The organism is Cryptosporangium sp. NPDC048952, from assembly GCF_043197895.1.
GTDB lineage: Bacteria > Actinomycetota > Actinomycetes > Mycobacteriales > Cryptosporangiaceae > Cryptosporangium.
The window spans coordinates 1,241,617-1,266,313 of sequence record NZ_JBICTY010000002.1; the positions used below are offsets into that span (position 1 = coordinate 1,241,617).

Genomic DNA, 24,697 nt, shown 5'->3' on the forward strand with positions numbered 1-24,697 from the left:
CTCACGGGCGTGAGTACCGATCGGTGTCCGTGCGGGTCCCGCCGGGAGTACGCGGAGTGCTGCGGGCCGTACCACCGCGGCGGTGCGGCGCCGACCGCCGAGGCGCTGATGCGGTCGCGGTACAGCGCGTTCGCGCGGAACCTCGCGCCCTACCTGCTCGGTACGTGGCATCCCTCGACGCGCCCCGACCACCTGGAACTCGACGCCGGGATCACCTGGCGCGCGCTGCAGATCGTCGACACGGTGGACGGCGCGGCAGGAGACGACGCCGGCGTCGTGGAATTCCGCGCGGTCGCGCGGACCGCTGACGGTGAGCGACTCGAGCAACACGAACGGAGCACTTTCACACGCGTCCAGGGCCGCTGGCTCTACGTCGACGGCGGAACGGGGCCCCTCGTCCGGGATCGCTGAGGGCCCTGTGGTTTGTGGACGCTAATGTGGGGTACGTGGTGACCCCCCTTCTACCCAGTGATCCAACCCTGATCGGCCGTTACACCGTTCAGGGCAGACTGGGCGCGGGGGGCATGGGCACCGTGTACCTCGGTCAATCGCCTGGTGGGCGGCCCGCCGCGATCAAGGTGATCAACGAGCGGTTCGCCATGCAGGACGACTCGTTGGCGCGGTTCCGCCGCGAGGTCGAGGTGCTGCGTACGGTTCGCAGCGCCTACACCGCTGCGCTGATCGACTGCCAGCTGGAGCAGCCGCCGTTCTGGTTCGCCACCGAATACATTCCTGGTCCGACGTTGGCCGACGCGATCGCTCAGCGCGGGCCGTTACCGCCGGACGGGGCGTACCGGCTGATCGCGGCGTTGGCCGAGGGTCTGACCGACATCCACCAGCACGGGATCTGTCACCGCGACCTCAAGCCGCAGAACGTCATCCTGGCCTCGACCGGGCCGCAGCTCATCGACTTCGGGATCGCCCGCGGGGCGGAGCACGTCGGGTTGACGCAGGTGGGTGCGGCGATCGGGTCGCCGGGGTATGCGGCGCCGGAGGTGTTGGCGCGCAACGAGGTGGCGCCGCCGGCGGACGTGTTCGCGCTCGGTGCGACGACCGCGTACGCGGTGACCGGGCGGAAGCCGTTCGGGGACGGGACCGTGGCGACGATCCTGATCCGGTCGATGAACGGTGAGATCGATCTGACCGGGGTGGAGCCGCGGTTGGCGGAGCTGTTGCGCGCCTGCGTGGCGGTGGAGCCCGGGTACCGGCCGACGCCCGAGCAGATCATCGACGCGTGCCGGTCGCAGATTCCGGCGTTCCAGCCTCCTACCGACAAGCTGTCCGTCGCGGGCCCGGTCTCGGCGACGCCGATGCCGATGCCGACATCGGGGACTCCGTTACCGGAGGCCGACGCCGTCACGGTGTCGGTGCCGAATGCCCACTTCGGCCAGACTCCCATTCCGCCCGCGGGCGCGAACGTTCACTTCGTGCAGCCGCCAGACCCGACCGCGGGCCCAACCGCGGTCATCAGCGGCGCCGGCGCACCCCCGGTCTCCGGCGGCCCGTACCCCGGCGGCGCGTCCCCGGTATCGGGCGGCCCGTACCCCGGCGGCGCGCCGCCCGTGTCCGGCGGGCCGTATCCCGGCGCCGTGCCGCCGGGCGCGGTACCTCCGGGGGTACCGCCGCAGTTCAGCGCGGCGCCGCCGCCGGCCTCCCGGACGGGCAAGACCGCGCTGCTCGTGGGCGCGGCGGTGCTCGTGTTGATCCTCGTGCTCGGCGGTGGAGCCTTCGCCTTCGTCGGCCTGAGCTCCGACAGCTCCGAAGCCAACCCCGAGGCCGCCGCCTCGAAGCCGGCCCCCACCGCGTCCGCGGCCCCGGCGACCAGCGCCGCCGCCCCGTCCGAGTCACCGGACGCCACCCCGAGCGACAGCCCGTCCGCGGAACCCGGCAAGGACGACGGCGCCGCCACCGCAGCCCCGGTGACCTGGGTCGACAAGGCCACCAGCCGCTGCCTCGACGGCGACAAGGGCGGCAACGTCTACACCTTCCCGTGCAACGACGGCGACTACCAACGCTGGATCCCCACCCCGATAGACGGCGGCTTCACCTTCACCAGCAAAGCCACCGGCCTCTGCCTGGACAGCAACGCCGCACGCAGCGTCTACGCGATGCCCTGTAACCAGGGCGACTACCAGGTCTGGTCCGTCGCCGAGAACGGCGACGGCCAGTACAACCTCACGAACAAGGCCACCGGCTTCCTCCTCGACAGCAACGAGGACGGCCAGACCTACGCGTTCGACGCCAACGACGGCGACTACCAACGCTGGAGCCGTCAGTAGGTGTGGTGCACCTCCTGCAGCGCGTACACCGGCGTCGGAATCCCCTCCTGCCGAGCCTTCAGCTGCAACGCGAGATACAACGAGTAGTACCGCGACTGGTGCAGGTTGCCACCGTGGAACCACAACCCCTCCTGCTGGGTGGGCTTCCACATGTTCCGCTCCTCGCCCTCCCAGGGCCCGGGGTCCTTGGTGGTCTCCGAGCCGAGCCCCCACACCTTCCCGACCCGGTCGGCCATCTCCTGTCCGACGATGTCCGCCGCCAGGCCGTTCATCGAGCTGTACCCCGTGGCGTACACGACCACGTCGGCCGGTAGCTCCTGACCGGTGTCGAGCGTCACCGCGTGCGCCGACAGCGAGACGACCTGGCCGTGCGCCAGCTTCACCTCACCGTTGGCCACCAGGTCCGCCGCACCGACGTCGATGTAGTAGCCCGAGCCCCGGCGCAGATACTTCAGGAACAGCCCGGACCCGTCGTCACCCCAGTCGTGACGGAAGCCCGACTTCTCCAGGCGGTCGTAGAACTCCTTGTCGTGTTCGGCGATCGCCTCGTACGTCGGAATCTGGAACGTGTGCAGGATCCGGTACGGCAGCGACGCGAAGATCGTGTCGGCCTTGTGCGTGGTGACGCCCGCGGCGAGCGCCCGCTCGGAGTACAGGTCACCGAGCGCGAACTCCATCAGCGAGTCCGACCGCACGATGTGCGTCGAGCTGCGCTGCACCATCGTGACGTCGGCCCCCACCTCCCACAGGGCGCCGCAGATGTCGAACGCCGAGTTGTTCGACCCGATGACGACGACCTTCGAGTCCCGGTACGCGTCCGGGCCGGGGTGCTGGGAGCTGTGGTGCTGCTCGCCGGCGAACACGTCCTGCCCGGGGATGACCGGGACGTTGGGCTTGCCGGAGACCCCGAGCGCGAACACGAGGTGCGCCGGGTGCAGCACGACTTCCTCGCCGGCCCGGTCGACGGTGACCGCCCAGCGTCCGCTTTCGTCCCGCACGGCGCTCTTCGCGGTCGTGGAGCCCCAGAAGTTGACCTCCATGACGGTTGAGTACATCTCGAGCCAGTCGCCGATCTTGTCCTTCGGCGCGAACACCGGCCAGTTCTTCGGGAACGGGAGGTACGGCAGGTGGTCGTACCAGATCGGGTCGTGCAGGCACAGCGACTTGTAGCGGCTGCGCCACTGGTCACCGGGCCGTTCGTGCTTGTCGACGACCACGTGATCGACGCCGAGCTGCCGCAGTCGTGCACCCAGCGCGATGCCGCCCTGCCCACCGCCGATGACCACCACGTACGGGTCGGGGTTCTCGATCTCGGCGGTACGCCGTTCCTTCCACGTGACGCGGTCCCTGCGAGCGCCGTGCTCCACGCCCTTGGGACGGGTCTCCTCGTGGCCTTTGAGCTCGTCGAGCGTCGTCAGGAGTGTGAACGCGCCCTCGTCGGTGAGGCGTAAGAGTCCGGAGCCGCGCCCGATTGCGGTCTCGAACGTGAAGTACGCGGTGATGACGCCGTCCGCTTCCTCGGGTTCCTCGCTGAGCCGGAAGTTCGAGGCGTTCGTGGTGTCGGCGGTCGCCGTCACGAGATCGCGTACCCCGTCGCGGTTCTCGACGGTCGTGATGTTCCAGGAGAACGCGACGAGGTCGCGCCAGAAGCTGGTCGGTGCGAACAGCTGCGCCGCGCGTTCCGCGTCCCGGGCGGCGAGTGCGGCTTCGAAGTCGGTGAGCCAGGAGGTGATCTTTTCGGACGCCGTCAGAGACATGAGACTCCCTTGTTTCATGCGCTCAGGTGCCTGTCCACGTTCGTCGCTCGACGCGAATAGGTCAACGGGGCAGAACGCGCTGCACGACGCCGAGCAGGCTCCCCGCCGGGAAGTAGCCGGCCCGGCGCGAGTCGTAGCTCCGGCCGACGTTGTCGCCGAGGACGACGATGCTGCCGGACGGCACCCGGTCGCCGCGCAGCTCCTCGATCTCGTCGGGAACCGCGTCACCCGGTAGCGCCACGGCCCGCTTGATCAGCCACGGTGGGTTGTCCGGCAGGTTCCGGAGCTCCGCGGGCTGGGCGAGGACGACGACCTGGCCCCGTTCGATCCGGTGCAGCGGGACACGCCGGACGAGCACTCGGTCCCCCGGTCGGAACGCGGGCAGCATGCTGTCGCCGGACACGGTCACGACGGTGAATCCCCGCCGCAGTGCCCAGAGCCCCACGAGCACGACGACGCCGAACGCGGCGGCCACTGCTTTCACGTGGGCAGCTCCTCGGCGTCGCGGTAGCCGTCGGCCTGCATGCGGAACAGGTCCGCGTACTGTCCGCCGGTCGCGAGCAGTTCCGCGTGGGTTCCCTGTTCGACCACGGCACCGTCGCTCAGGACGACGATCTGGTCGGCGTCGCGGATGGCGCCCAGCCGGTGCGAGATCAGCAGGCTCGTCGCGCCGGCGCGGTGCTCGCGCAGGCCGTGGTGGATCGTGTACTCCGCCGCGGCGTCCAGCCCGGAGCTCGGCTCGTCGAGGATCAGCAGGTCCCGCTGGTCGCGGAGGAACGTGCGGGCCAGCGCTACCCGCTGCCACTGCCCACCGGACAGCAGAGCTCCGGTGGTGGCGTCCTCGTCCGGCTCGTCGTGGAACGTCCGGGACAGCATCGTCCGGTAGCCGCGGGGCAGCCTCTCCAGCGTGGAGTCGATGCCGGCTCGGCCGGCCGCGGCGCGGATCCCTGCGTCGTCGTCCATCCTTTCGACGTCGCCGAGGCCGATGTTCTCCGCCGCGGACAGGTCGTAGCTCATGTAGTCCTGGAACAGCGCACCGATCCGCGCACGGAGGGCGACGATGTCCAGCTCACGGACGTCGACGCCGTCCCACCGCACCGCACCGCGGTCGGGATCGTAGAACCGGCACAGCAGCTTGACGATCGTGCTCTTGCCGGCACCGTTCAGGCCGACGAGCCCCACCGCCGTACCGTGCGGGATCCACAGGTTGACGCCGCGCAGCACCCAGTCCTGATCCGGGGTGTACCGGAACCACACGTCACGCAGCTCGACGCCCCGCCGCAGCGCCGGGACCGGCCTCGGGTCGGTGGCGAGCGGAAGATCGGGCTCGGCCTCCAGCACCGCGCGGAAGTGGTCGTACATCAGCAGCGAGTGGTGCGTCGACGACACCCCGCCCACCAGCGACGCGAGTGTGCCCTGCAGCGCCGCGATGCCCGCCACCAACGCCGCTACGTCGCCGACCGTCAGGCGTCCGTCGGTCGCCGACCGGACCGCCCACACCAGTCCCCCGGCCAGCACGAACGACGACAGCACGCTGAGCCCCAGCTGCGCCCGCAACTGCTGGCGGTCGACGCCGCGCCGGTATTCGTCGGACACCGCGAGCTGGCTGAGCATGCGCTGCCGGAACAGCCCCGAGAGGCCGAGCAGCCGCATCTCCTTGGCGGCGGGCAGACTGCTCTGCAACTCGGCATAGAAGAATTCGCGCCGCTCGTGCGGGCTGATGCGCCACACCATCGCCGCACGCACCCGGCTCAGCCGGATCTCGGCCAGCAGCGCCGGCACGAGGCCCAGCAGGTTCACCGCGGCGATCGCGGGACTGATCGCGGCGAGCACCACGACCAGCCCGCTGACGGTGATCGCCAGCTGGGCGGTGCCGAGCACGCCGTTGATGACCTGACCCGGGCTCGCGCGGCCCGCTGCCTGGGCCATCCGCAGCCGGTCGTGGAAGACCGGATCCTCCAACCGCCCCAGGCCGTGGAGCCTGGCCATCGCCGTGTAGATCTCCGACTGCGCCTGACGTCCGACGCGGCGCCCGATCTCGCCGTGCGAGTAGTCCGACAACGAGGGCAGGGCTGCGGCGGCCAGTCCGGTCAGCACCAGGCCCACGACGGCCGGAGTGGCCGCCGTGGGTCCTCGTCCGTCGGCCAGGTCGTCCAACACGGTTTTGAGCAGCCACACCGTGACGACTGGCACGAACGCGGCGACGAGTGTCGTCGCGACGTTGCCGAGCAGCCACGGGCGGGAGGCGCGCAGACCAAGGTGCACGGCCCGGCCGGCGTTGCCGAGTGCGCGCCGGAGCCCGACCCCGTCGGCGTCGACGGCCGACACGTCAGACCTGGGTGCCGACCGTCGACGCGCTCGGCACGGCCGACCCGCTCGCCAGCACGACTCCGTCGTCGTCGAGCAGGGCGAACGCGGGGTAGGCGTCGACCCGGAATGCGGTCGGGACGTCGCCGGTCGGAAGCTGGCGGACCACCCTGCTCACCGGCGTCAGCTCGTCCAGGTACGCGGACACGTCACCGTCGCCGTCGTCGCCGACCACCACGGCGAGCACCCGGTCCCGGCCCCCGGGGTGTTCACGGGCGACGTCGGCGAAGACCGGGCGCTTGGCGGTGCACGGCTCACAGCCGAGCGAGAAGAAGCCGACGAGTGTCGCGCCGCCGGTCACCGGTGTGTCGTCGACCGCCGTGGCGGTGTACGGCCCCACCGTGCGGCCGGGCCCCAGGAGATTGCGGCCGGTGAGGCCGCCGTCGTTCAGGCGATTGAAGAGTTCGGTGTGTTCTCGCAGGCGGCGGACCACGCCGAAGGTGAACACCAGGTTGGCCAGCGCCACTGCACCGACCACGACGACCGCCGCCACCAGGACACCCATGCTCGCTCCCCGAGTTAGTTCGTTCGATAGCTGAACAGGTCGATCAGGTCGTCGAGCCGGGCCACCAGCAGGCCGACCACGGCTCCGGCGAAGGTCGCGACGATCGTTCCCGCCGGGTCGGTCGCGTGGCTGCCCGCGCCCACGGCAAGCGCGACACCCACTGCACAGGCCAGTACCAGGACGACGTCACGCCAGAGATGCCCCGCGTTGAGCGGCCGTTCGGTGGCACCGAAGCACGCGCAGGTCGCTCCCGGGCCGCGCCGCAGGGCCAGCGCGATCCCTCCGCTCAGCCCGGCGAGCAGGATCGCGGAGAGGCCGAGCGTGCCGACCGCGAACGGACGCCACGCACTTCCCGCCGCCGAGGTGGCGAGCGCCGCGAGGGCGCCCGCCACGACGACGATCTCGAGACCGGCAACCGCCACCGCCACCGCACCGACCAGCGGAACCGGCACCACCCGCCAGCCACGCAGCGAGGTGGTGAAGCCGCGCAGCGCCGCTCGGCTACGTGCCTTCCCGAAGGCCGACACTCCGAAGATCACCGCGAGAGCGGCCACCAAGCCGACGACTGCCGTCTGCATCAACCGGTCGGTTTCAGCAGTAGGTCGGGTTGTAGTTGCACGCCGAGCACGTCGTGCTCGTGCAGTGGCAGTTCGTGCAGCAGCGTTTGCAGTAACCGTTCGAACAGTAGCTGTAGTAACAGTCGTTGCACTCACACGCACCGGCGGTGGTTTTCGGCACGAACGCCGAGACGAACCGGTCAGCCATCTTCTCGAATGCCCTGGTCATCGCGCAGTCCCTTCAATCGGGCAACAGTGGCGAAGCACGAGGCGAAGGCACGACGAACCCGCACGGCGCCAGGCCCCGTAACCGGCGAAAGCCGCACATGGGCAACGTACGCCTATGTGGACAGTATTAAGAGAGCATTACGAGAATTCGTTGACATCCAACTGCTCTGCGCGGAGTCTCGAAGAGGACCAAGCACTGTGGACTGTCGAAAGGTGAGATCGACATGACCCAGACCATCGGAAAGCTGGCGGACCGTCTGCTGTCCGCCGTCGTGCCGCGTACCACGGCGGCGGCCGGATACGAGACATGGTGCTTCTCGTGCGGCGGCACCAATCAGCGCTGCACGCGGTACTGCTCGGGTAACTGCAGTCCGTGGTACTGCGACGCCTGCGGCACCTGCTGAGCACAGAACCGTCGGTGGCGCGGACCGTCGGCGCCGCCTTCCGACTGGCCGGGCGCGCCGCGCCCGGCCATCTGGCCGGTGCCGTCGTCGTCGCGGCCCTCAGCGCCGCGGCGCCGGCGGCGACGGCCTGGCTGACCCGCGCGACGATCGACGGAATCGTCGCCGGGACGAGCGACGGCACGCTGCTGGCACTCGTCGGCGGGCTGGCCGCGGCGGGTATCGCGGTCGGCGCACTACCGCACGCCGCCACGTACGCACGCGCGGAACTCGGCAGGCGGAGCGCCGTACTGGCCCTCGACGAGCTCTATCGCGCGGTCGAACGCCAGGTGGGCCTGCGCCGATTCGAGGATCCGCCGTTTCTCGACCGGCTGCGGATGGCGGGTACGGGCGGTCGGGCGCCGGGCGAGCTGTGCGCCGCCGTCCTGGGCGCCGCGACCGGCCTACTGAGCGCCGCGGGCCTGATCGCGGCGCTGCTCGTGGTGAGCCCGCTGATGACCGTCATCGTGCTCGCCGCCACCATGCCCGTGCTGGGCATGGAGCTGAGGCTCGCGCGACAGCGGGCCACCGTACTGTGGCGGATGAGCCCGACGGCCCGACGCGAGTTCTTCTTCAGCCACCTGCTCGCCCATCCGGTAGCGGCGAAGGAGGTCAGGCTCTTCGGCCTCGCCGGCTTCCTGCGGCAACGGATGCTTACCGAACATCGCACCATCGACGTCGCACAGCGGGCGGTCGACCGGCGCGAACTCGTCACGCAAGGCGGCTTGGCCCTGCTCGGCGCATGCGTCGCGGGCGGTGGCCTGATCTGGGCGGTGTTCGCCGCGCGCGACGGTCGGCTCAGCGTCGGTGACGTGTCGATGTTCGTCGTCACGGTCACCGGTCTGCAGGCCGCTCTCGCCGGGGTGGTCAGCTCGTTCGCCGGTGGCCACGCGTCCGCGCTCCTCTTCGCGCACCATCGCGCGATCCTGGCCGCCGCGCCGGATCTGCCGGAGCCCGCCGACCCGCGGCCGGTGCCCGCGCTGCGTCGCGGCATCGAGCTGCGCGACGTGTGGTTCCGGTACTCCGAGGACAAGCCGTGGGTGCTCCGTGGCGTCAGTTTCACGGTTCCGCACGGCCTGAGCGTCGCCCTCGCGGGGCGCAACGGCGCCGGCAAGACGACGCTCGTGAAGTTGCTGTGCCGGCTGTACGACCCGACCCGCGGCGCGATCCTGTGGGACGGCGTCGACCTGCGGCAACTGCCGATCGACGAACTCCGCACGCGGATCGCCGCCGTGTTCCAGGACTACATGGAGTACGACCTCACCGCAGCCGAGAACGTCGGCGTGGGCGACGTGACCGCGGTGCACGACAAGCAGCGGATAACCGACGCGGCACGGCTGGCCGGGATCGACGACGTCCTGGCCGGCCTTCCGCGGGGCTACGACACGATGCTCTCGCAGGTGTTCGCCGAGGGCGACGCTCTGGACGACGGGCGGTCCGGCACGATGTTGTCCGGCGGCCAGTGGCAGCGGCTGGCGCTTGCCCGTGCGCTCATGCGCGGAGACCGCGACCTGCTGATCCTCGACGAACCGAGTGCCGGCCTGGACGCCGAGGCCGAACACGAGGTGCACACCCGGCTGCGCCGTCATCGGACCGGCCGCACCAGCCTGCTCATCTCGCACCGGCTCGGAGCGGTCGCCGACGCCGACCGCATCGTGGTCCTCGACGACGGGGTCGTCGCCGAGGAAGGTGCCCACGCTGCTCTCATGGCGGCCGGTGGCACGTATTCGCGTCTCTTCACGCTGCAGGCAAGTGGTTACACCCGGGCCGGGGCCGAGTCGTGACGATCCGGTGGGGCATTGCCGGGTTCGCTGTGCTCGCGAGCGTCGGGGCGGGCACGTGGTGGCTGCGTCGGCGGTTCGTCGCCGTCACCGTGCTCGGCGACAGCATGGCCCCCACGTTCGCGCACGGTGATCGGGTGCTCGTCCGGCGCGTCCGGCTCTCCCGCGTGCGGGCGGGTGACGTCGTCGTGGCCGCGTGGGGTTCGCCCGTCCCCGGCGGTCCGTTCCCGCTCACCGCTTCCGAGCCGGTACCGGGGCTCCCGCCGAGCCGGGACCCGTGGATGGTGAAGCGCCTGGTCGCCGGGCCGGGCGATCCCGTGCCAGAGGCGGTCGGGGCCGTCGTGCCGGACCGCGAGGTTCCGCCCGGCCGGTTCCTGATGGTCGGCGACAACGTGGCCGCCAGTGCCGATTCCCGTGAGCTCGGTTACGCCCACGCCGAATATCTGCTCGGGGTCGTGGTCGGCCGGATGACGCGCCGATCGGGGTAGCGTCTCCGACGCGCCCACGTCACCGTGCGTTCGACCCACCGGCTGGCGCCGGAGCCATGATCCGGTACATGAACCGTGGCAAAATGCCAAAATCGCCCCGGAAGGCGTCCTGGTGGCGGGTGGTCGGCATCGTCCTGGCCCTCGGCCCGACGTTGTTCCTGCTGGGCGTCGCCGGTGCGTATTTCACTCTGAACGTGCCGAAGTTTCCGGATCAGAGCCTGACCACGCGGATCCGGTACGCGGACGGCACCCAGTTCGCCACGTTCGCCCTTCAGAACCGCGTCGAGGTCCAGCTCGCGGACGTCCCGAAGCACGTGCAGGACGCGGTGGTCGCCGCCGAGGACGCGGATTTCTGGCAGAACAGCGGCGTGTCACTCCGCGGCACCGCCCGGGCGATCTGGGGTGTGGCGACCGGCGACCAGAGCGCCGGCGGCGGTTCGACGATCACCCAGCAGTACGTCCGCAACGCGCTGGACCTGACCCGCAGCCGGAGCGTCACCCGCAAGTTCCGGGAGATCATGCTGGCCCGCAAGCTCAACAGCCGGATGAGTAAACCGGACATCCTGCAGGCCTACCTGAACACCATCTACTTCGGCCGCGGCGCCTGGGGCATCCAGGTGGCCGCGAAGGCGTACTTCGGGAAGACCGTCGACCAACTGACCGTCTCCGAGGGGGCGGTGCTCGCCGCGGTGATCAAGGACCCGTCGAACTTCGATCCCGCCAACAAACCCGCGGGGGCGAAGGACCGGTGGGCCTACGTGCTGGACCGGATGGAGCAGAAGGGGTTCCTGTCCTCGTCGAATCGGGACCGGCAGACCTATCCGGTGCTGCGCAGCGGGCGGAGTTCCGGCAACAGCGCGTGGCGGACCGGCTCGAACGGCGTCCTGGGGTACCGGATCGAGCAGGAGCTGAAGAAGCTCGGCTTCTCCGAGCAGGTCATCAACACCGGCGGTCTGATCGTGAAGACCACGATCAGCCGGAACGCGCAGTCCGCGGCCACCCGGGCCGCTCACCGGTACGTGAACAGCCGCGTCCAGGACTCGCGGCTGGCCTCGGCCGTCGTCTCGATCGACCCGCGGAACGGCGCGGTCCGGGCGTACTACGGCGGTGACCGCGGCTACGGCAACCTCGATCTCGCGTCGGCCGGGGCACCTCACCCGGCGGGCTCCTCGTTCAAGCCGTACGTGCTGGCCGCGGGCATCGACGCGGGTTACGGAATCGACTCGCTGTGGAACGGCACGTCCGGACAGACGTTCCCGGACCGATCGACACCGCTGCGCAACTCCGGCGACGACAACTCCTGCGGTTCCCGCTGCTCGCTGACGAGCGCCACGGTGAAGTCGCTGAACACCGTGTACTGGGCGCTCACGGACGACGTCGGCCCCCGCACCGTCGCCAGGACCGCCGCGGCGGCCGGGATCACGTCGCTGGACGGCGAGCCGATCCGGATGGAGATGGCACAGGGGATCAACGCGGGGATCGGCATCGGTCAGTACTCGGTCCCGGTGCTCGACCACGCTGCCGGCTACGCGACGCTGGCCGCGTACGGCAAATACCATGAGCCCTACTTCGTCGACGAGGTCCTCGCCTCGGACGGCAAGGCGGTGCTGTGGAGCCACGCCACCCATGCCGACCCCGGCACCCAGGCCATCAACCGCGACGTCGCCCGGGACGTCGGTTACGTCCTCCAGCGCGTTTACGAGGCGAACAGCAAGAACCGGATCGGTCGACCGGCAGCCGTCAAAACCGGAACGCAGCAGTACCGGGACACCTCGGAGAACGCGCACGCGTGGCTCTGCGGCTTCACGCCGCAACTGGCGACCGCCGTCTGGGTCGGCAGCGGCGGGAAGGACTTTCCGCTGCGTGACAGGGCGAACGGGAACATCCGCGTCTACGGCAGCGGCCTGCCCGGCTCCATCTGGCGGGACTACATGCGCGACGCGCTGCGCGGGCAGAAGATCGAGGAGTTCCTCGATCCGGTCCACGTCGGCACCAAGAAGGGCAACGCGCCGGCAGCACCTCCGCCCCGGAGCGCGACGCCCACCGACTCCCCCACGTCGAGCGAGACGCCGAGCGACGCACCGAGCGACGCACCGAGCGAGACGCCGGTCGAGCAGATCACCGAGGATCCGACGCTGAGCCCGAGCCCGCTCGTCGAGACGCCATGACCCGGGATCGCCTACCCGGTAACGTCGGGTGATGCGGCGGGCGCTGGCGGCGGACGGGGCCCTGCTCGGCGGGTTCGTCGCGCTCACCGCGGGGCTGGTCTGGTGGCCGCCGCTGCTGGACGTCGACCGCGCCGTGCGGGACTGGTGCGACGCGCACCGGCCGCCCGCGCTGCACACCGTGGCCGTGGGGTTCGACCTGCTCGGGCAACGAGGGCTGGCGTTGCCGCTGCTGCTCGTCGTGGCAAGCGTGCTGGCTCTGCGACAGCGCACGATCCGCCCCCTTCTGCTGGCGGTCACCGCCGCGGCTGTGACGAGCGTGGTGGTCGAGGTGCTGAAGCGGTGGACGTCACGCGGTGCCCCGCACCACGGATCGATCGAGATGTTCAGCGGTGACCCGGCGGTGGAGTACCCCTCGGGGCACGTCGCCAACGGTCTCGTCTATTACGCGGTGCTGGCGATCCTGCTGGCGAATTACCTGCACCCGGTGCTGCGCGAGCTGCTGCGGTGGCTTCCCGGCGTCCTCGTCTTCATCGGTACGACGTACCTGGCCTGGCACTGGCTCACCGACGCCATCGGTGGCTATCTGCTGGGTCTGCTGCTGGTCCGCACGCTCACTCATTGCGTAACGCGGCACTTTCGTCTAAGTACTTGAGTGTCCTATGTGATCAATGAGCCGGACCGTAGCGAATGGGGTTTGCCATGCGTCCGACCGGGGCGAATCATCCGGACGAACTCGGGTTCCGCCTGCGGCGACATCTGCCGCTGGCGTACAACCTCGTCGGCCGTGCCATGGAATCCACGCCGGCGACGCTGGCCGTTCTGCGTCGCACCGTGGCCGAGGTGCGGGCGGCACCCGCCGCCGATCCTGAGGCCCTGCGCCTCCAACTGGTGCTGGGAGCGTCCCGGGCGCTCCGCGTGTCCGACCGCATCGGGGTGATCGTCCCCGACGATCCGGCGCTCGCGGCCGCCGGCTTCGCCGATCGGGCCGTCATCCAGCTCGGATTGTCCGGCCAGCGACGCGACGCCGTCGAAGCGACCCGGTGGTTCGGTGACGACGATCGGCGCCCGCTGTCGCTCTGGTGGCTGGAAGCCTCCGGCCAGCTCACCCGCTCCGAGCTCGAAACCGGGTTGGGTCTGTCCGCGAGCGTGGCCTCGATCGTCGTCCGGCAGGTCGAAGCACGGTTCGAGGACGCCAGGACGGCGGTGCACGTCCTGGGGGCGACCCCCGAATGTCCGGGGCTGACCAGCGCGTTGGCCTGGTGGAACGGAGAACCGTCGGACCGGTGCCGACGCCAGATCGCGCGGCACGTCGAGGACTGCTCGGTCTGCGCGTACCGTGCGTCCGACCTGATCCGGGCCGATCGGCTGCTCCGGGGATTTTCGCTGGTGCCGCCGCCGGCGTGGCTGGCCGACCAGGTGATCGGCGGCGCCGCGTTGGCGGCCGGTTCCGGCCGGGCCGCGTTGGCGGCCGGTTCCGGCCGGGCCGCGTTGGCGGCCGGTTCCGGCCGGGCCGCGTTGGCGGCCGGGTCTGCGTCGCGTGCACTGGTTCGTCGGGCCGTGTTCGGCACCGGGCCGGGTTCGGTGGCTGTCCGGAACGACCGGATGGGTGGCGCGGCGGACCTGGCGACCCCGGTGGCGGCGCGGCTGGTGGCGGCAGCCGCGCTGACCGCGGTGGTGACCACCGGCGTGGTCGCCGCCTATTCCCAGGGCGACGCCGAGAACGCCCCGCCGTCCGAGGCCGCAGCGGATCGTGTCGGCGGCACCTCCGTGGCGCAGGCCGTGTCGCCCTCCATCGAGCAGATCGAGCTGGCGGGGGCGCCCGGCGTCAGGTCGGATCCGGGATCCGCGGCTCCTTCCACGGACCCGGCGACGCAGCAGTCCCCGTCGTCGGCCGACGGCCGCCCTGCGGCGCGCTCCGGGGGCCGACACCGCGCCCCCGAGACTTCCGACGCGGACCAGCAGGACCGGCCCAGCCAATCCGCCGACTACAACAACGCCGACTACCAGAACCCGTCGTTCCGGAACCCCGACCCGGCACCCCAGCAATCCGATCCCCAGCCCCCCACATCCCAACGCTCCACATCCCAGGACCGCGCGTCCCAGGCACCCACATTCCAACGCTCCACATCCCAAACACGCATGGCCCAAGCGCCTGCATCCCAGACCCCCGCGTCCCAGGCCCGCACGGCCCAGACGCCCACATCCCAAGCCCGCACGGCCCAAGCGCCCACATCCCAAGCCCGCACGGCCCAAGCGCCCGCGTCCCAAGCACGCACGGCCCAAGCGCCCGCGTCCCAAGCACGCACGGCCCAAGCGCCCGCGTCCCAAGCACGCACGGCGCAAGATCCCGGCCCCCAGAGCCGCACAGCGCAGAGCGCCGAGGCTCGGAGCTCCGTGGCGCAAGCGCCCGCACGCGAGAGCCGCGCGCGGCAAAGCACCACGCCGCAAGCACAAGCCCCCGCGCCCGAGAGCCGCGCACCCCAGGGCCGCGAATTCTCCGGTCCCGGTCCTCAAGACCGGGCCTCCCAAGGCCGCGCCAGCCAGGACGGGGAACCCCAGGACTTCGCCCCTCAAGGTCCCGGGCCGCAGCAACCCGGCCGCCACAGCCGTGCACCGCAGAACCCAGAACCGCAGAACCCAGAACCGCAGAACTTCGGTCCCCAGGACTCCGGACCGCAGGACTCCGGACCGCAGGACTCCGGACCGCAGGACTCCGGACCGCAGGACTCCGGACCGCAGGACTCCGGACCGCAGGACTCCGGACCGCAGGGCTCCAGTCCGCAGGACTTCGATTTCCGGAACCCCGGACCGCGCGATTCCCGGTCGCAGGAGTCTCGGCCCCAAGACTCCGCACCTCACGATTCCGGGTCACGAGATTCCGGATCACACAACTCCGGACCGGAGCGCTTCACACCTCGCGGCCCCGGGCAGCAGGACTTCGAGCACTAGGGCCGGGGCCGGGGCCGCGGGCCGGGGCCGCGGGCCGGGGCCGGGGCCGCGGGCCGGGGCCGGGGCCGCGGGCCGCGGGCCGCGGGCGACGACGGCTTTTCGGTCTTACGACGGGTTCTCGGGCCTACGGTTGCCGGTTGTAGGCCCGGGAAGTTGTCGTTGGCCCGAAAAGTCGTCGGCGGCCGCGAACTCCGGCGATACGGGCCTCGGAATCCGGCGCTCGCCACCACGAACCGACCGGGATGTTCGGCGGCGACCCGGCCGCGCAACAACCCCGGGTCACCGAGCCGTGGGCTGCTGGGCCATCGCGGCCCAGAGTGCGGCGTACCGGCCACCGAGCGCGATCAGCTCCTCGTGCGACCCGTCCTCGACGATCGCGCCGTCGTCGACCACGAGGATGCGGTGGGTCGCCCGGGCCGTGTGCAGCCGGTGGGCGATCAGCAACGTGGTCCGTCCACTCGCCACCAACCCCATCGCGCGCTGCACGCGGGCTTCGGTGGCCAGGTCGAGGTTGGCGGTCGCCTCGTCCAGCAGCAGGATCGCCGGATCGACCAGCAGCGCCCGTGCCAGGCTGAGCAACTGCCGCTGCCCGGCGGAGAGCGAGCGGCCCTGCTCCCGCACCGGCGTGAGGTAGCCCTGCGGCAGGCCGGCGATGAACTCGTGCGCGCCGACCGCCCGCGCCGCCCGCTCCACGTCCAGATCGGTGGCGCCGGTGCGCCCGTAGGCGATGTTGGAGCGGATCGTGCCGGAGAACAGGAACGGCTCCTGCGGCACGAACCCCAGCTGGTGACGGTAGGCGGCCAGGTCCAGGTCCCGGATCGGAACCCCGTCCACCCGCACGGTTCCGGCCGTGGCGTCGTAGAACCGCGCGACCAGCTTGACCAGCGTCGACTTGCCCGCGCCGGTGGTGCCGACCAGCCCGACGACCTGCCCGGGCGGGATAGTGAGGCTCACGTCGTCCATGGCGGTCAGGCCGGTACTCGGGTAGGCGAACGTGACCCGGTCGAGCGTGATCTCGCCGCGGATCCGACCCGGCGTCACCGGCTCGCGTGAGTCGGGTGTGGCGCTCGGCGTCCGCAACAGTTCGCGCAGTTGGCCGACCGCGACCGTCGCCTGTAACCACTGGTCGAAGACCGTCGACAGTTGCTGGATCGGCGTGAAGAACTGGTCGAGGTAGAGCAGGAACGCGATCAGGATGCCGACGCTCAGCGAGCCTTCCGCGACCTGGTGCGCGCCGACCGCCAGCGCGATGGCCTTCGCCCCCGTGCTCAACAGTTGCAGGAACGGGAAGAAGCGGGCCATCAGCTCGTACGAGCGCGACCGGGCGTCGCAGTACGACCCGGCCAGCCGACGGAAGCGCGCCTCGTTGGCCGGCTGCTGGCTGTACGCCTGGCTGACCAGGACGCCGGACAGGCTTTCCTGCATGTCGGCGTAGAGCACCGAGATGCGTTCCCTGGCGGCCAGATAGGTGCGGGTCGACGTCCGCCGGAACCACAGCGTCGAAATGAGCAGCGGTACGAGCACCACGGAGATCGCCAGCGCGAGGCCCGGGTCGAAGACGGTGAGGACGACCGCAATGCCACCGCAGGTCAGCAGGCTGACCATCGCGGTGACGAGCCCCTGCTGGAGCAGCAGCGCGAACGCCTCGACGTCCGACGTCATCCGGGTCATGATCTTGCCGGCCTGCTGACGCTCGTAGTAGTCCAGCGACAGCCGCTGCAGGTGCGCGAACGTGCGCACCCGCAGGCCGAACAGCATCCGCTCCGCGGTGCGCTGGGTGTAGAGCGTCATCCCCCGCTGGTTGGCCCAGATGACGGTCTGCAGCACCAGCAGCGTCAGACACGTGGCCAGCAGCACGTTCAGGGAGTGCTGCAGCACGCCGCGGTCGACGCCGAAACGGATCAGCGCGGGCGCCGCGAGTCCACTGACCGTGTCGACGACGACCAGTCCCGCCGCGAACAGCAGCGGCCGTTGGAACGGGCGGAACACCTCGCGCATCGTGAAGTCGGCGTGGTGGGCGATCACTTCGTCGAGGTCGACCGCCGGATCACCGGCCAGCGGCGGCAGCGCCTCGACGCTGGCCAGCAGTTCGGGCGACGCGGTCGCGACGCCGGCGAGCCGCGCGGAGTCGGACCCGGAGTGCGGTGACCCGGCCGCCTGCAGTCCGCCGCCGAACGTGCTGACCTTCGGCGCCCCGTCCCGCGACGCGTCGACCGGCCAGGCGGTGGCGTCGACGGCCTCCACCGGATCGTCGCCCGCCGGGATGTCGTCGGCGTCCGGACCGGTCAGGAGCTCGCGGAAGAGCTCGGACCGGTCCATCAGCTCCGCGGTGGTCCCCTGGTCGACGACGCGCCCCGCGTCGAGCAGGATCACCCGGTCGGCCAGTTGCAGCGTGCTCGCGCGCTTGGCGATCAGCACGGTCGTCCGACGGGCGAGTACGTCCTCGAACGACTGGTGGATGGCGTGTTCGGTGCGCGCGTCGATCGCCGAGGTCGCGTCGTCGAGCACCAGCACGCGGGGGTTCGCGAGCGCGGCCCTGGCGAGCGCGATCCGCTGCCGCTGCCCGCCGGACAGCGTGAAACCGCGCTCCCCCACCGCGGTGCGGTAGCCGTCCGGCAGACCGGAGACGAAGCCGTGCGCGTGCGCGGCCACGGCGGCGCGCTCGACGTCCTCGTCGGAGGCCCCGGGCTGTCCGAACGCGATGTTCTCGCGAATCGTCGTGGAGAACAGAAATCCTTCTTCAAAAACGATGCCGACGCCGGCCCGCAGCGATTCCAGCGTGTAGTCCCGGGCGTCCCGGCCGTCGACGCGCAGCGTGCCCGCGGTCGGGTCGTAGAAGCGCGCCAGTAACAGGGCCAGCGTGGACTTGCCGGAGCCGGATGCGCCCACGATCGCGATCCGCTCCCCCGGTTCGATGCGCAGCGTGACGTCGATCAGCACCGGGTCTCCGCCGGGGTAGGCGAAGTCGACGTGGTCCAGCTCGATCCGCCCGGCCGGCGCCTCCAACTCCACGGCGTCGGAGCGCACGGTCACTGCCGACTCGGCCGACAGCAACTCGACGATGCGCGCGGCGCCCGCTCGGGCCTGCTGGCTCGTCGTCAAGATGCTGGACAGGAAGCGGACCGGTGTCACCAGCTGGAGCACGTAGCTGGAGAACGCGAGGAACACGCCGAGCGTGACGTGCCCCTCCATCACCAGCCAGCCACCGAAGCCGAGCACTGCGAGCTGGGTGAGCCCGGGGAAAGCGTCCAGCGCGGCGCTGAACGCTGCGGTGATCCGGATCGTGCGCAGCCGGGATCGGAACAGGGTTCGTGCGGCGTCGTTGAGCGAGTCCTGTTCCTGGCTCTCCTGCCCGAACGCCTTCACGACGCGGACGCCGGTCACCGCTTCCTCGACCACACCGGCGACCGCGCTCTTGTGGAGCTGATCACTCCAGCTCGCCGGGAACGACTTGCTCCGGAAGCGGGTCGCGACGATAAGGAAGATCGGCACCGACACGGCCATCACCAGGGCCAGCAGCGGCGACAGCGAGATCATCACGACGAGCGCGACGAAGAGCAGCGTGAGGTTGCCGTAGGCGATCCCGAGCTGCTGCAGGAACATCTGGATGAGGCTCAGGTCGGACGTCGCGCGCGACATGATGTCGCCGACGGTGAACTGGTCGCGTCCGGACGGGTCGAGGTGCTGGAGCCGGCGGTGCACCTGGATCTGCAGGTCGCGCTGGCTGCGCGCAGCCGCCTTGCCGCTCACCGACCGGCGGAGGTACTGGAAGACGAAGCTCACGGCGCCGGCGACGCCGAAGATGCCGATCCACAGTGTCAGCGACACCCGGCGGTGCAGGATCGCGTCGTCGATGATCACTTGCTGGATGAGCGGAAGTGTTGCCAGCAACGCCTGCCCGGTAACGGCCAACGCGATGCCGGCGCGGATCATCCGCAGGTTACGGCCGAGATAGGGGGCCAGCGTCCGCAGCGCGCCGGGGTTCGTGGCACTCAAGCCGGGCGTCCGTCTAAAAGATTGCTCACCCCAACAAACTAATCCGTTTGGGTAGGTTTGGTCACCGGACCGGAACGATCGTGGAGGTCACGTCCCGATGACTGACGAGAAGCTCGACACGCTGCTGGCCCAGGAGCAGCGCCTGGTCTTTCCCCGTTTCGACGAACACACCGCCTGGGAGCTCGGCAGTGCGCTGCGCGCCGCGGCGGACGCCGAGCGTCTCCCGGTCGCGATCGCGATCCGGCGCGGCAGCCAGCAGCTGTTCCACACCGCACTGCCCGGGGCCTCGGCCGACAACGACGGATGGCTGCAGCGCAAGGCCGCGGTCGTGGCGCGGTACCGCCACTCGTCGTACTACGTCGGGTGCCTGTTCCGCGCCGACGGTGGCGACTTCGACACCGACGCGCGGCTCGACACCCGGGAGTTCGCGGCCCACGGCGGTGCGTTCCCGTTGATCGTCGAGGGCAGCGGCTGCATCGGCTCGATCGCGGTCTCCGGCCTGCCCCAGGTCGATGACCATCGTTTCGTCGTCACGCAGCTGGAACGGTTCCTCAATACCTAAGGCGTACTCGGTTTTCGGGAGTACCGTGAACGGATGACCACTCGGCTCGATGTCCCCGCCGTCCTCGCCGACCTGACCCTCGAGGAGAAGGCCGCCCTCCTCGACGGGTCCGACTTCTGGCACACCCAGCCGGTCGAACGGCTCGGCGTCCCGGCGATCATGGTCACCGACGGCCCGCACGGCCTGCGCAAACAGGCAGCGGAGAGCGACCACCTCGGGCTGACCGCCAGCGTCCCGGCGACCTGCTTCCCGCCGGCCGCCGGACTCGCGTCGACGTGGGACACCGAGCTGCTGCACCGCGTCGGCGCCGCGCTCGCCGCCGAGTGCCGGGCGTCCGGCGTCTCCGTGCTGCTCGGCCCGGGCATCAACATGAAGCGGACGCCCCTCTGCGGCCGCAACTTCGAGTACTTCTCCGAGGATCCGCTGCTGGCCGGTGAACTCGCGGTGTCGCTGGTCAACGGCATCCAGGAGAACGGCGTCGGCACGTCGCTCAAGCACTTCGCCGCGAACAACCAGGAGACCGACCGGATGACGGTCTCCGCCGACGTCGACGAGCGCACGCTGCGCGAGATCTACCTGCCGGCGTTCGAACGGGTGGTCACGAAGGCACAGCCGTGGACGGTCATGTGCTCGTACAACCGGATCAACGGTGTGTACGCGTCGGAGGACCCGTGGCTGCTCACCGACGTCCTGCGCGGCGACTGGGGCTTCGACGGCCTGGTCGTCTCCGACTGGGGCGCGGTGAACGAGCGGGAGACCGCCGTCGCGGCCGGTCTCGACCTGGAGATGCCGTCGTCGGGCGGGAGCGGCACGCGCCGGGTCCTCGACGCGGTCCGCGAGGGGCGGCTCACCGAAGAGGACGTCGACCGCGCGGTGACCCGCGTGCTGACGCTCGTCGACCGGTCGCTGCCCGCGCTCGCCGAGAGCGGCACGTTCGACGTCGACGCCCATCACGCGCTGGCCCGCGAGGCCGCCGTCGCGAGCGCGGTCCTGCTCAAGAACGAGGGCGGGCTGTTGCCGCTCGACCCCTCGACGGGTGGTGCGATCGCGGTGATCGGCGAGTTCGCCCGGTCGCCGCGTTTCCAGGGCGCCGGATCGTCGCAGGTCAACCCGGTGCGCGTCGACTCGGCGCTGGACGCGCTCACCGCCGCGGTGGACGGTCGTCGTGAGGTCACGTTCGCGGCCGGATTTGCGATCGAGTCCGACGCCGCCGACCCGGAGCTGGTCGCCGAGGCCGTGCGCGTTGCGTCCGCTGCCGAGGTGGCAGTGGTGTTCCTCGGCCTGCCGCCCTCGTACGAGTCGGAGGGCTACGACCGGGCGCACATGGACCTGCCCGCGCACCAGCTCGAGCTGCTCGACGCGGTCGCCGACGTCAACCAGAAGGTTGTTGTCGTTCTCTCGAACGGTTCGGTCGTCACGGTTGCGGGGTGGCAGGACCGCGCGCAGGCGCTGCTGGAGGGCTGGCTGCTCGGCCAGGCCGGTGGTGCGGCGACCGCGGATCTGCTGGTGGGCGCCGCGAGCCCGTCCGGGAAGCTCGCCGAGACGATCCCCGTGCGGTACGAGGACAACCCGACGCTCGGCGCGTTCCCCGGTGAGCACGGGCACGTCCGCTACGGCGAGGGGCTGCTGATCGGTTACCGCTGGTACGACGCGCACCGGCTGGCGGTCGCGTACCCGTTCGGTCACGGGCTGAGCTACACCACGTTCGCCTACGACGACCTGGTGGTCGAGGCCCAGGGTGACACGGTCGAGGTGCGGCTCACCGTGACGAACACCGGCGAGCGGGCCGGCAGCGAGACCGTCCAGGTGTACGTGACCGACCCGGAGGCGACGGTCTACCGGCCCGAGCAGGAGCTGCGCGCGTTCGCGAAAGTGACGCTGGAGCCGGGGGCCGGCGCTCCGGTGAGCCTGACGCTCGACCGGCGTGCGTTCGCGTTCTGGAGCACCGGCACCGGTGGGTGGGTCGTCGAAGGCGGCGCGTTCGGGGTCCGGGTCGGTGCGTCGTCGCGGGACATCCGCGGTGAGGCGACGGTGGAGCTCGCCGGGGACGCGATCTCGCTGCCGGTCACGCCGGAATCCAGTGTGGACGCCTGGCTCGCGCACCCGTCGGCCGGCGAGTGGCTCCGCTCCTCGCTCGACGAGACCGGGTTCGGCGCGATGCTGTTCGACCCGCGCAACGGCCAGATGCTCCGCGCCGTTCCGCTCCAGCGCCTCTCCCGCTTCCCGGGCTTCCCCATCACCGAGTCCGACGTCGACGACGCGGTGAAGCGCTTCGCCTGACCCCCCCGATCAGCGCAGAGGCCGCGGAGGCGGCGGGAAGTCAAGCGCGCGGGTCGCGGCGCCAGCGGGAGTAGCGGGCTGGGATCAGGACCTCCTCGGCGGGTGCGAAGCCGTGCGGCGCGCCCGCGCGGCGCCAGGTATCGGGTGGCTGGCCCTCGGCCAGCCACTCGGTGCGCCAGATCCCGAGCGACGTGTCGAGGTCGATCAGCGAGTCCGTGACCGGCGCACGCAGGTGCTCGGCCCACAGCCGAACCCGCAAATTCGCCACCTCGGCCCCGGTGCACACCATCGCACTGGTCAACTCACTGTCCGTCCCGACCATCGACCGACTGAAGAAGTTCGCCGAGCCGATGCTCGCGAACACGTCGTCGATCAGCATCAACTTGGTGTGCACGGTCAGATCCCGGATGCGGTACATGACGACGTTCTGCCGAGCCCCCGCCGGAAGCCGGTCGATCACGTGCCGCCGCAGGTCACGCGTGATCACCGGCCGAACCGTGCTGTCCCCGCCGTCGGCCGGATCCCGACGCCCGGATCCGACCAGGATCACCTTCACCCCCCGCTCAGCAGCGGCACGCAACTCCCCGTACAGCTCGTAGTGCCGGTTCCCACCGGGCGACTCGTGGAAGTACTGGTCCTCCAGGTAGATGTACCGCTGCGCGGCCCGGATCGCGGTGATCAGCGTCCCGTACACCTCGTACGTACCGGCCCGCACGACCGCGGGCGTCCGCATCCCTCGCCGGTACACCCGCCACGGCGCGTACGACCGCAGCACCCGTAACGCGACACCGGGCGTCGCGCACGCGAGCTGCGCCGGGGGCGGTGGCGCGGTCGGCGGCGCGTCCGCGGGGTTGAGCGCCGTGGCACCACCCCGCGGATACACGAACCAGCGACGCGGCAGGAACCGCGGCGGCAGCTTCGCGGCGTTCTCCCACCGCGAGCGGAACACCTCCCAGACCTGCGCGGCCGCCGGCCCGCTCAACCGCGCGGCCGCATCGTGCCACCCCCACCGGTGCGGACCGAGCCGCAGCCGGTCGTGGGGCACCGCGTCCCACCGGCTCGGCACCAAATCCAGGCCCCCGACGAACGCGGTGACGACTCCCCCGATGCTGAACACGACCAGTTTCTGGTGGTTCGAGCCCAGGATCGGCCCGGACCAGTCCAGCAGCACCCGGTCGTGCAGCGGAGGCTCGGCGGCGTACCGGTTCGTGGGTTGCCAGCCACGCATCGCGCGCGCCGAGACGAGGTTGGCCCGGAACGGGCCGAACGGAAGCCACGGCACGCCGCCGGAGTACTCGGCCGCGCTGAGCACCACGCGGACGTCGGCCCCGTCGACGACCTTCTCCGCCAGGATGTCCTTGAGCGGGCGTCCGTTCAGGTCCAGGTCCGGGTCGGCCTGGTAACTGGCGATGTACACCGCGTCGCCGAGCCCGACCTGGTCGAGCAGCTCCGCCAGCTCGCGGAAGTAGTCGACCCCGTCGACGATCGGCTGCCAGTCCGAGTTCTCCAGGAACGTCGGGCAGGCGTCGGTCGCCGGAGGAAAAAACCGGGCGGTCAACGCTTCCAGCGACGCCTGCGCGTCGTCGACGTCCGAGCTCACCGCCCAGATCTTAGATCGACGCCGAACGCTCGGGCTCGGGCGCCCGCTGGACGTCTCCGCGCAGGTAGCGGGTGAGCATGCCAACCAACTCCCGCTCCAGCGCCTCGACGCTGACGTTGCGCGGGTCGGCCATCACCTTGTGGGCGTTCAGCTCCACGGTGTTGACGATCAGCTCGGCCGCGGTGTCGAGGTCGGTGACCCGGACGTCCGCGTGCCGGGCGAGCACGTCGCGCACCTGACCGACGCGGAGCCGTCCGTGCCGGTCGATCGTGTCGAGCAGCTCCTGCGACAGCGGCGCCTCCTCGATCATGATCCGGAGCAGCTGCGGATCGTCCTGGTGGTTGCTGATCGCGTCCCGCACCAGCGCCCGCACCGCCGCCTCCAGCGTCCCCGGGCTCAGGTCGAGGTGATCGGCCTCGGTCCAGACCCCGCGGTCGATGTGCCGGACCAGCAACTCGGCGAGCACGGAGTCCTTGTTCGGAAAGTACTGGTACAGCGAACCGATCGAGATCCGGGCCCGCTCGGCGATGCGATTCGTGGTGCCCGCGGCGTAGCCGTGCTCGACGAAAACGTGAGCAGCCGCGGCGAGGATCCGCTCGCGGGTGAGCTCCGCGCGCACCTGCGAGGGCTTGCGACGTGGCTGAAGACGACGATCGGCCGACGGCATTCCGAACGCTCCTGACCGTGGGAAAAGCGAGTAGGCAAAGACCTGAGCTATCACTCACAATATCCCTGTGAGC

General features: G+C 70.7%; 19 protein-coding genes. 10 read left to right on the forward strand and 9 right to left on the reverse strand.

The window, feature by feature from the left end; all coding sequences use genetic code 11:
* Positions 1-9 precede the first annotated feature (9 nt).
* The gene (locus ACGFY5_RS14065; RefSeq protein WP_392719999.1) at positions 10-411 is read left to right on the forward strand and encodes a YchJ family protein; all 402 of its coding nucleotides are present in this window, start codon (positions 10-12) and stop codon (positions 409-411) included.
* 38 nt (positions 412-449) lie between these two features.
* Positions 450-2,279, forward strand: coding sequence for a protein kinase (locus ACGFY5_RS14070; RefSeq protein WP_392720507.1), 1,830 nt, complete (start codon positions 450-452; stop codon positions 2,277-2,279).
* Here ACGFY5_RS14070 and ACGFY5_RS14075 read toward each other — a convergent pair.
* From ACGFY5_RS14075 to ACGFY5_RS14100, 6 genes are all read right to left on the reverse strand, one after another.
* The gene (locus ACGFY5_RS14075; RefSeq protein WP_392720000.1) at positions 2,273-4,036 is read right to left on the reverse strand and encodes a flavin-containing monooxygenase; all 1,764 of its coding nucleotides are present in this window, start codon (positions 4,034-4,036) and stop codon (positions 2,273-2,275) included. The two genes, ACGFY5_RS14070 and ACGFY5_RS14075, sit on opposite strands and share 7 nt — an antisense overlap.
* Positions 4,037-4,097: 61 nt before the next feature.
* Positions 4,098-4,520, reverse strand: a complete 423-nt coding sequence (locus ACGFY5_RS14080) for a S26 family signal peptidase (protein ID WP_392720001.1) — start codon at positions 4,518-4,520, stop codon at positions 4,098-4,100.
* Positions 4,517-6,364 carry an ABC transporter ATP-binding protein gene (locus ACGFY5_RS14085; protein ID WP_392720002.1) on the reverse strand — a complete coding sequence of 616 codons (1,848 nt, stop codon included), beginning with the start codon at positions 6,362-6,364 and terminating at the stop codon, positions 4,517-4,519. The genes ACGFY5_RS14080 and ACGFY5_RS14085 overlap by 4 nt, the downstream gene beginning before the upstream one ends.
* A gap of 1 nt (position 6,365) precedes the next feature.
* Positions 6,366-6,908 (reverse strand): hypothetical protein, encoded by a 543-nt coding sequence (locus ACGFY5_RS14090; RefSeq protein WP_392720003.1) that lies wholly within the window; start codon positions 6,906-6,908, stop codon positions 6,366-6,368.
* Between the two features lie 14 nt (positions 6,909-6,922).
* Positions 6,923-7,486 (reverse strand): MauE/DoxX family redox-associated membrane protein, encoded by a 564-nt coding sequence (locus tag ACGFY5_RS14095; protein ID WP_392720004.1) that lies wholly within the window; start codon positions 7,484-7,486, stop codon positions 6,923-6,925.
* 13 nt (positions 7,487-7,499) lie between these two features.
* Positions 7,500-7,694: a hypothetical protein gene (locus ACGFY5_RS14100; protein WP_392720005.1), complete on the reverse strand. Its 195-nt coding sequence runs from the start codon at positions 7,692-7,694 to the stop codon at positions 7,500-7,502.
* A 223-nt stretch (positions 7,695-7,917) separates the two neighbouring features.
* On the opposite strand from ACGFY5_RS14100, the gene ACGFY5_RS14105 reads away from it, so the two are divergent.
* The 6 genes from ACGFY5_RS14105 (at position 7,918) to ACGFY5_RS14130 (ending at position 15,519) form a co-directional block, all read left to right on the forward strand.
* Positions 7,918-8,097 carry a hypothetical protein gene (locus ACGFY5_RS14105; protein ID WP_392720006.1) on the forward strand — a complete coding sequence of 60 codons (180 nt, stop codon included), beginning with the start codon at positions 7,918-7,920 and terminating at the stop codon, positions 8,095-8,097.
* Between the two features lie 14 nt (positions 8,098-8,111).
* Positions 8,112-9,917: an ABC transporter ATP-binding protein gene (locus ACGFY5_RS14110; protein ID WP_392720008.1), complete on the forward strand. Its 1,806-nt coding sequence runs from the start codon at positions 8,112-8,114 to the stop codon at positions 9,915-9,917.
* Positions 9,914-10,402, forward strand: coding sequence for a S26 family signal peptidase (locus tag ACGFY5_RS14115; protein WP_392720009.1), 489 nt, complete (start codon positions 9,914-9,916; stop codon positions 10,400-10,402). Before ACGFY5_RS14110 ends, ACGFY5_RS14115 begins: the two co-directional genes overlap by 4 nt.
* A gap of 83 nt (positions 10,403-10,485) precedes the next feature.
* Positions 10,486-12,570 carry a transglycosylase domain-containing protein gene (locus ACGFY5_RS14120; protein ID WP_392720010.1) on the forward strand — a complete coding sequence of 695 codons (2,085 nt, stop codon included), beginning with the start codon at positions 10,486-10,488 and terminating at the stop codon, positions 12,568-12,570.
* Positions 12,571-12,601: 31 nt separating this feature from the next.
* The gene (locus ACGFY5_RS14125) at positions 12,602-13,222 is read left to right on the forward strand and encodes a phosphatase PAP2 family protein (RefSeq protein ID WP_392720011.1); all 621 of its coding nucleotides are present in this window, start codon (positions 12,602-12,604) and stop codon (positions 13,220-13,222) included.
* 47 nt (positions 13,223-13,269) lie between these two features.
* Positions 13,270-15,519 carry a hypothetical protein gene (locus ACGFY5_RS14130; protein ID WP_392720012.1) on the forward strand — a complete coding sequence of 750 codons (2,250 nt, stop codon included), beginning with the start codon at positions 13,270-13,272 and terminating at the stop codon, positions 15,517-15,519.
* A gap of 279 nt (positions 15,520-15,798) precedes the next feature.
* Here the strand turns inward: ACGFY5_RS14130 and ACGFY5_RS14135 are convergent, their stop codons facing one another.
* Positions 15,799-19,515, reverse strand: a complete 3,717-nt coding sequence (locus tag ACGFY5_RS14135) for an ABC transporter ATP-binding protein (RefSeq protein WP_392720013.1) — start codon at positions 19,513-19,515, stop codon at positions 15,799-15,801.
* Between the two features lie 97 nt (positions 19,516-19,612).
* Between ACGFY5_RS14135 and ACGFY5_RS14140 the strand changes: the two genes are divergently transcribed.
* A complete protein-coding gene (locus ACGFY5_RS14140) occupies positions 19,613-20,077 on the forward strand; it encodes a heme-degrading domain-containing protein (protein WP_392720014.1) in 465 nt (154 codons plus the stop codon).
* 33 nt (positions 20,078-20,110) lie between these two features.
* Entirely contained in the window at positions 20,111-22,357 is a 2,247-nt protein-coding gene (locus tag ACGFY5_RS14145; protein ID WP_392720015.1) for a glycoside hydrolase family 3 C-terminal domain-containing protein, read from the forward strand.
* A gap of 40 nt (positions 22,358-22,397) precedes the next feature.
* Here ACGFY5_RS14145 and ACGFY5_RS14150 read toward each other — a convergent pair whose 3' ends face one another.
* A complete protein-coding gene (locus ACGFY5_RS14150; RefSeq protein ID WP_392720016.1) occupies positions 22,398-23,957 on the reverse strand; it encodes a phosphatidylserine/phosphatidylglycerophosphate/cardiolipin synthase family protein in 1,560 nt (519 codons plus the stop codon).
* 10 nt (positions 23,958-23,967) lie between these two features.
* Positions 23,968-24,624 carry a TetR/AcrR family transcriptional regulator gene (locus ACGFY5_RS14155; RefSeq protein ID WP_392720017.1) on the reverse strand — a complete coding sequence of 219 codons (657 nt, stop codon included), beginning with the start codon at positions 24,622-24,624 and terminating at the stop codon, positions 23,968-23,970.
* Between the last annotated feature and the right edge of the window lie 73 nt (positions 24,625-24,697).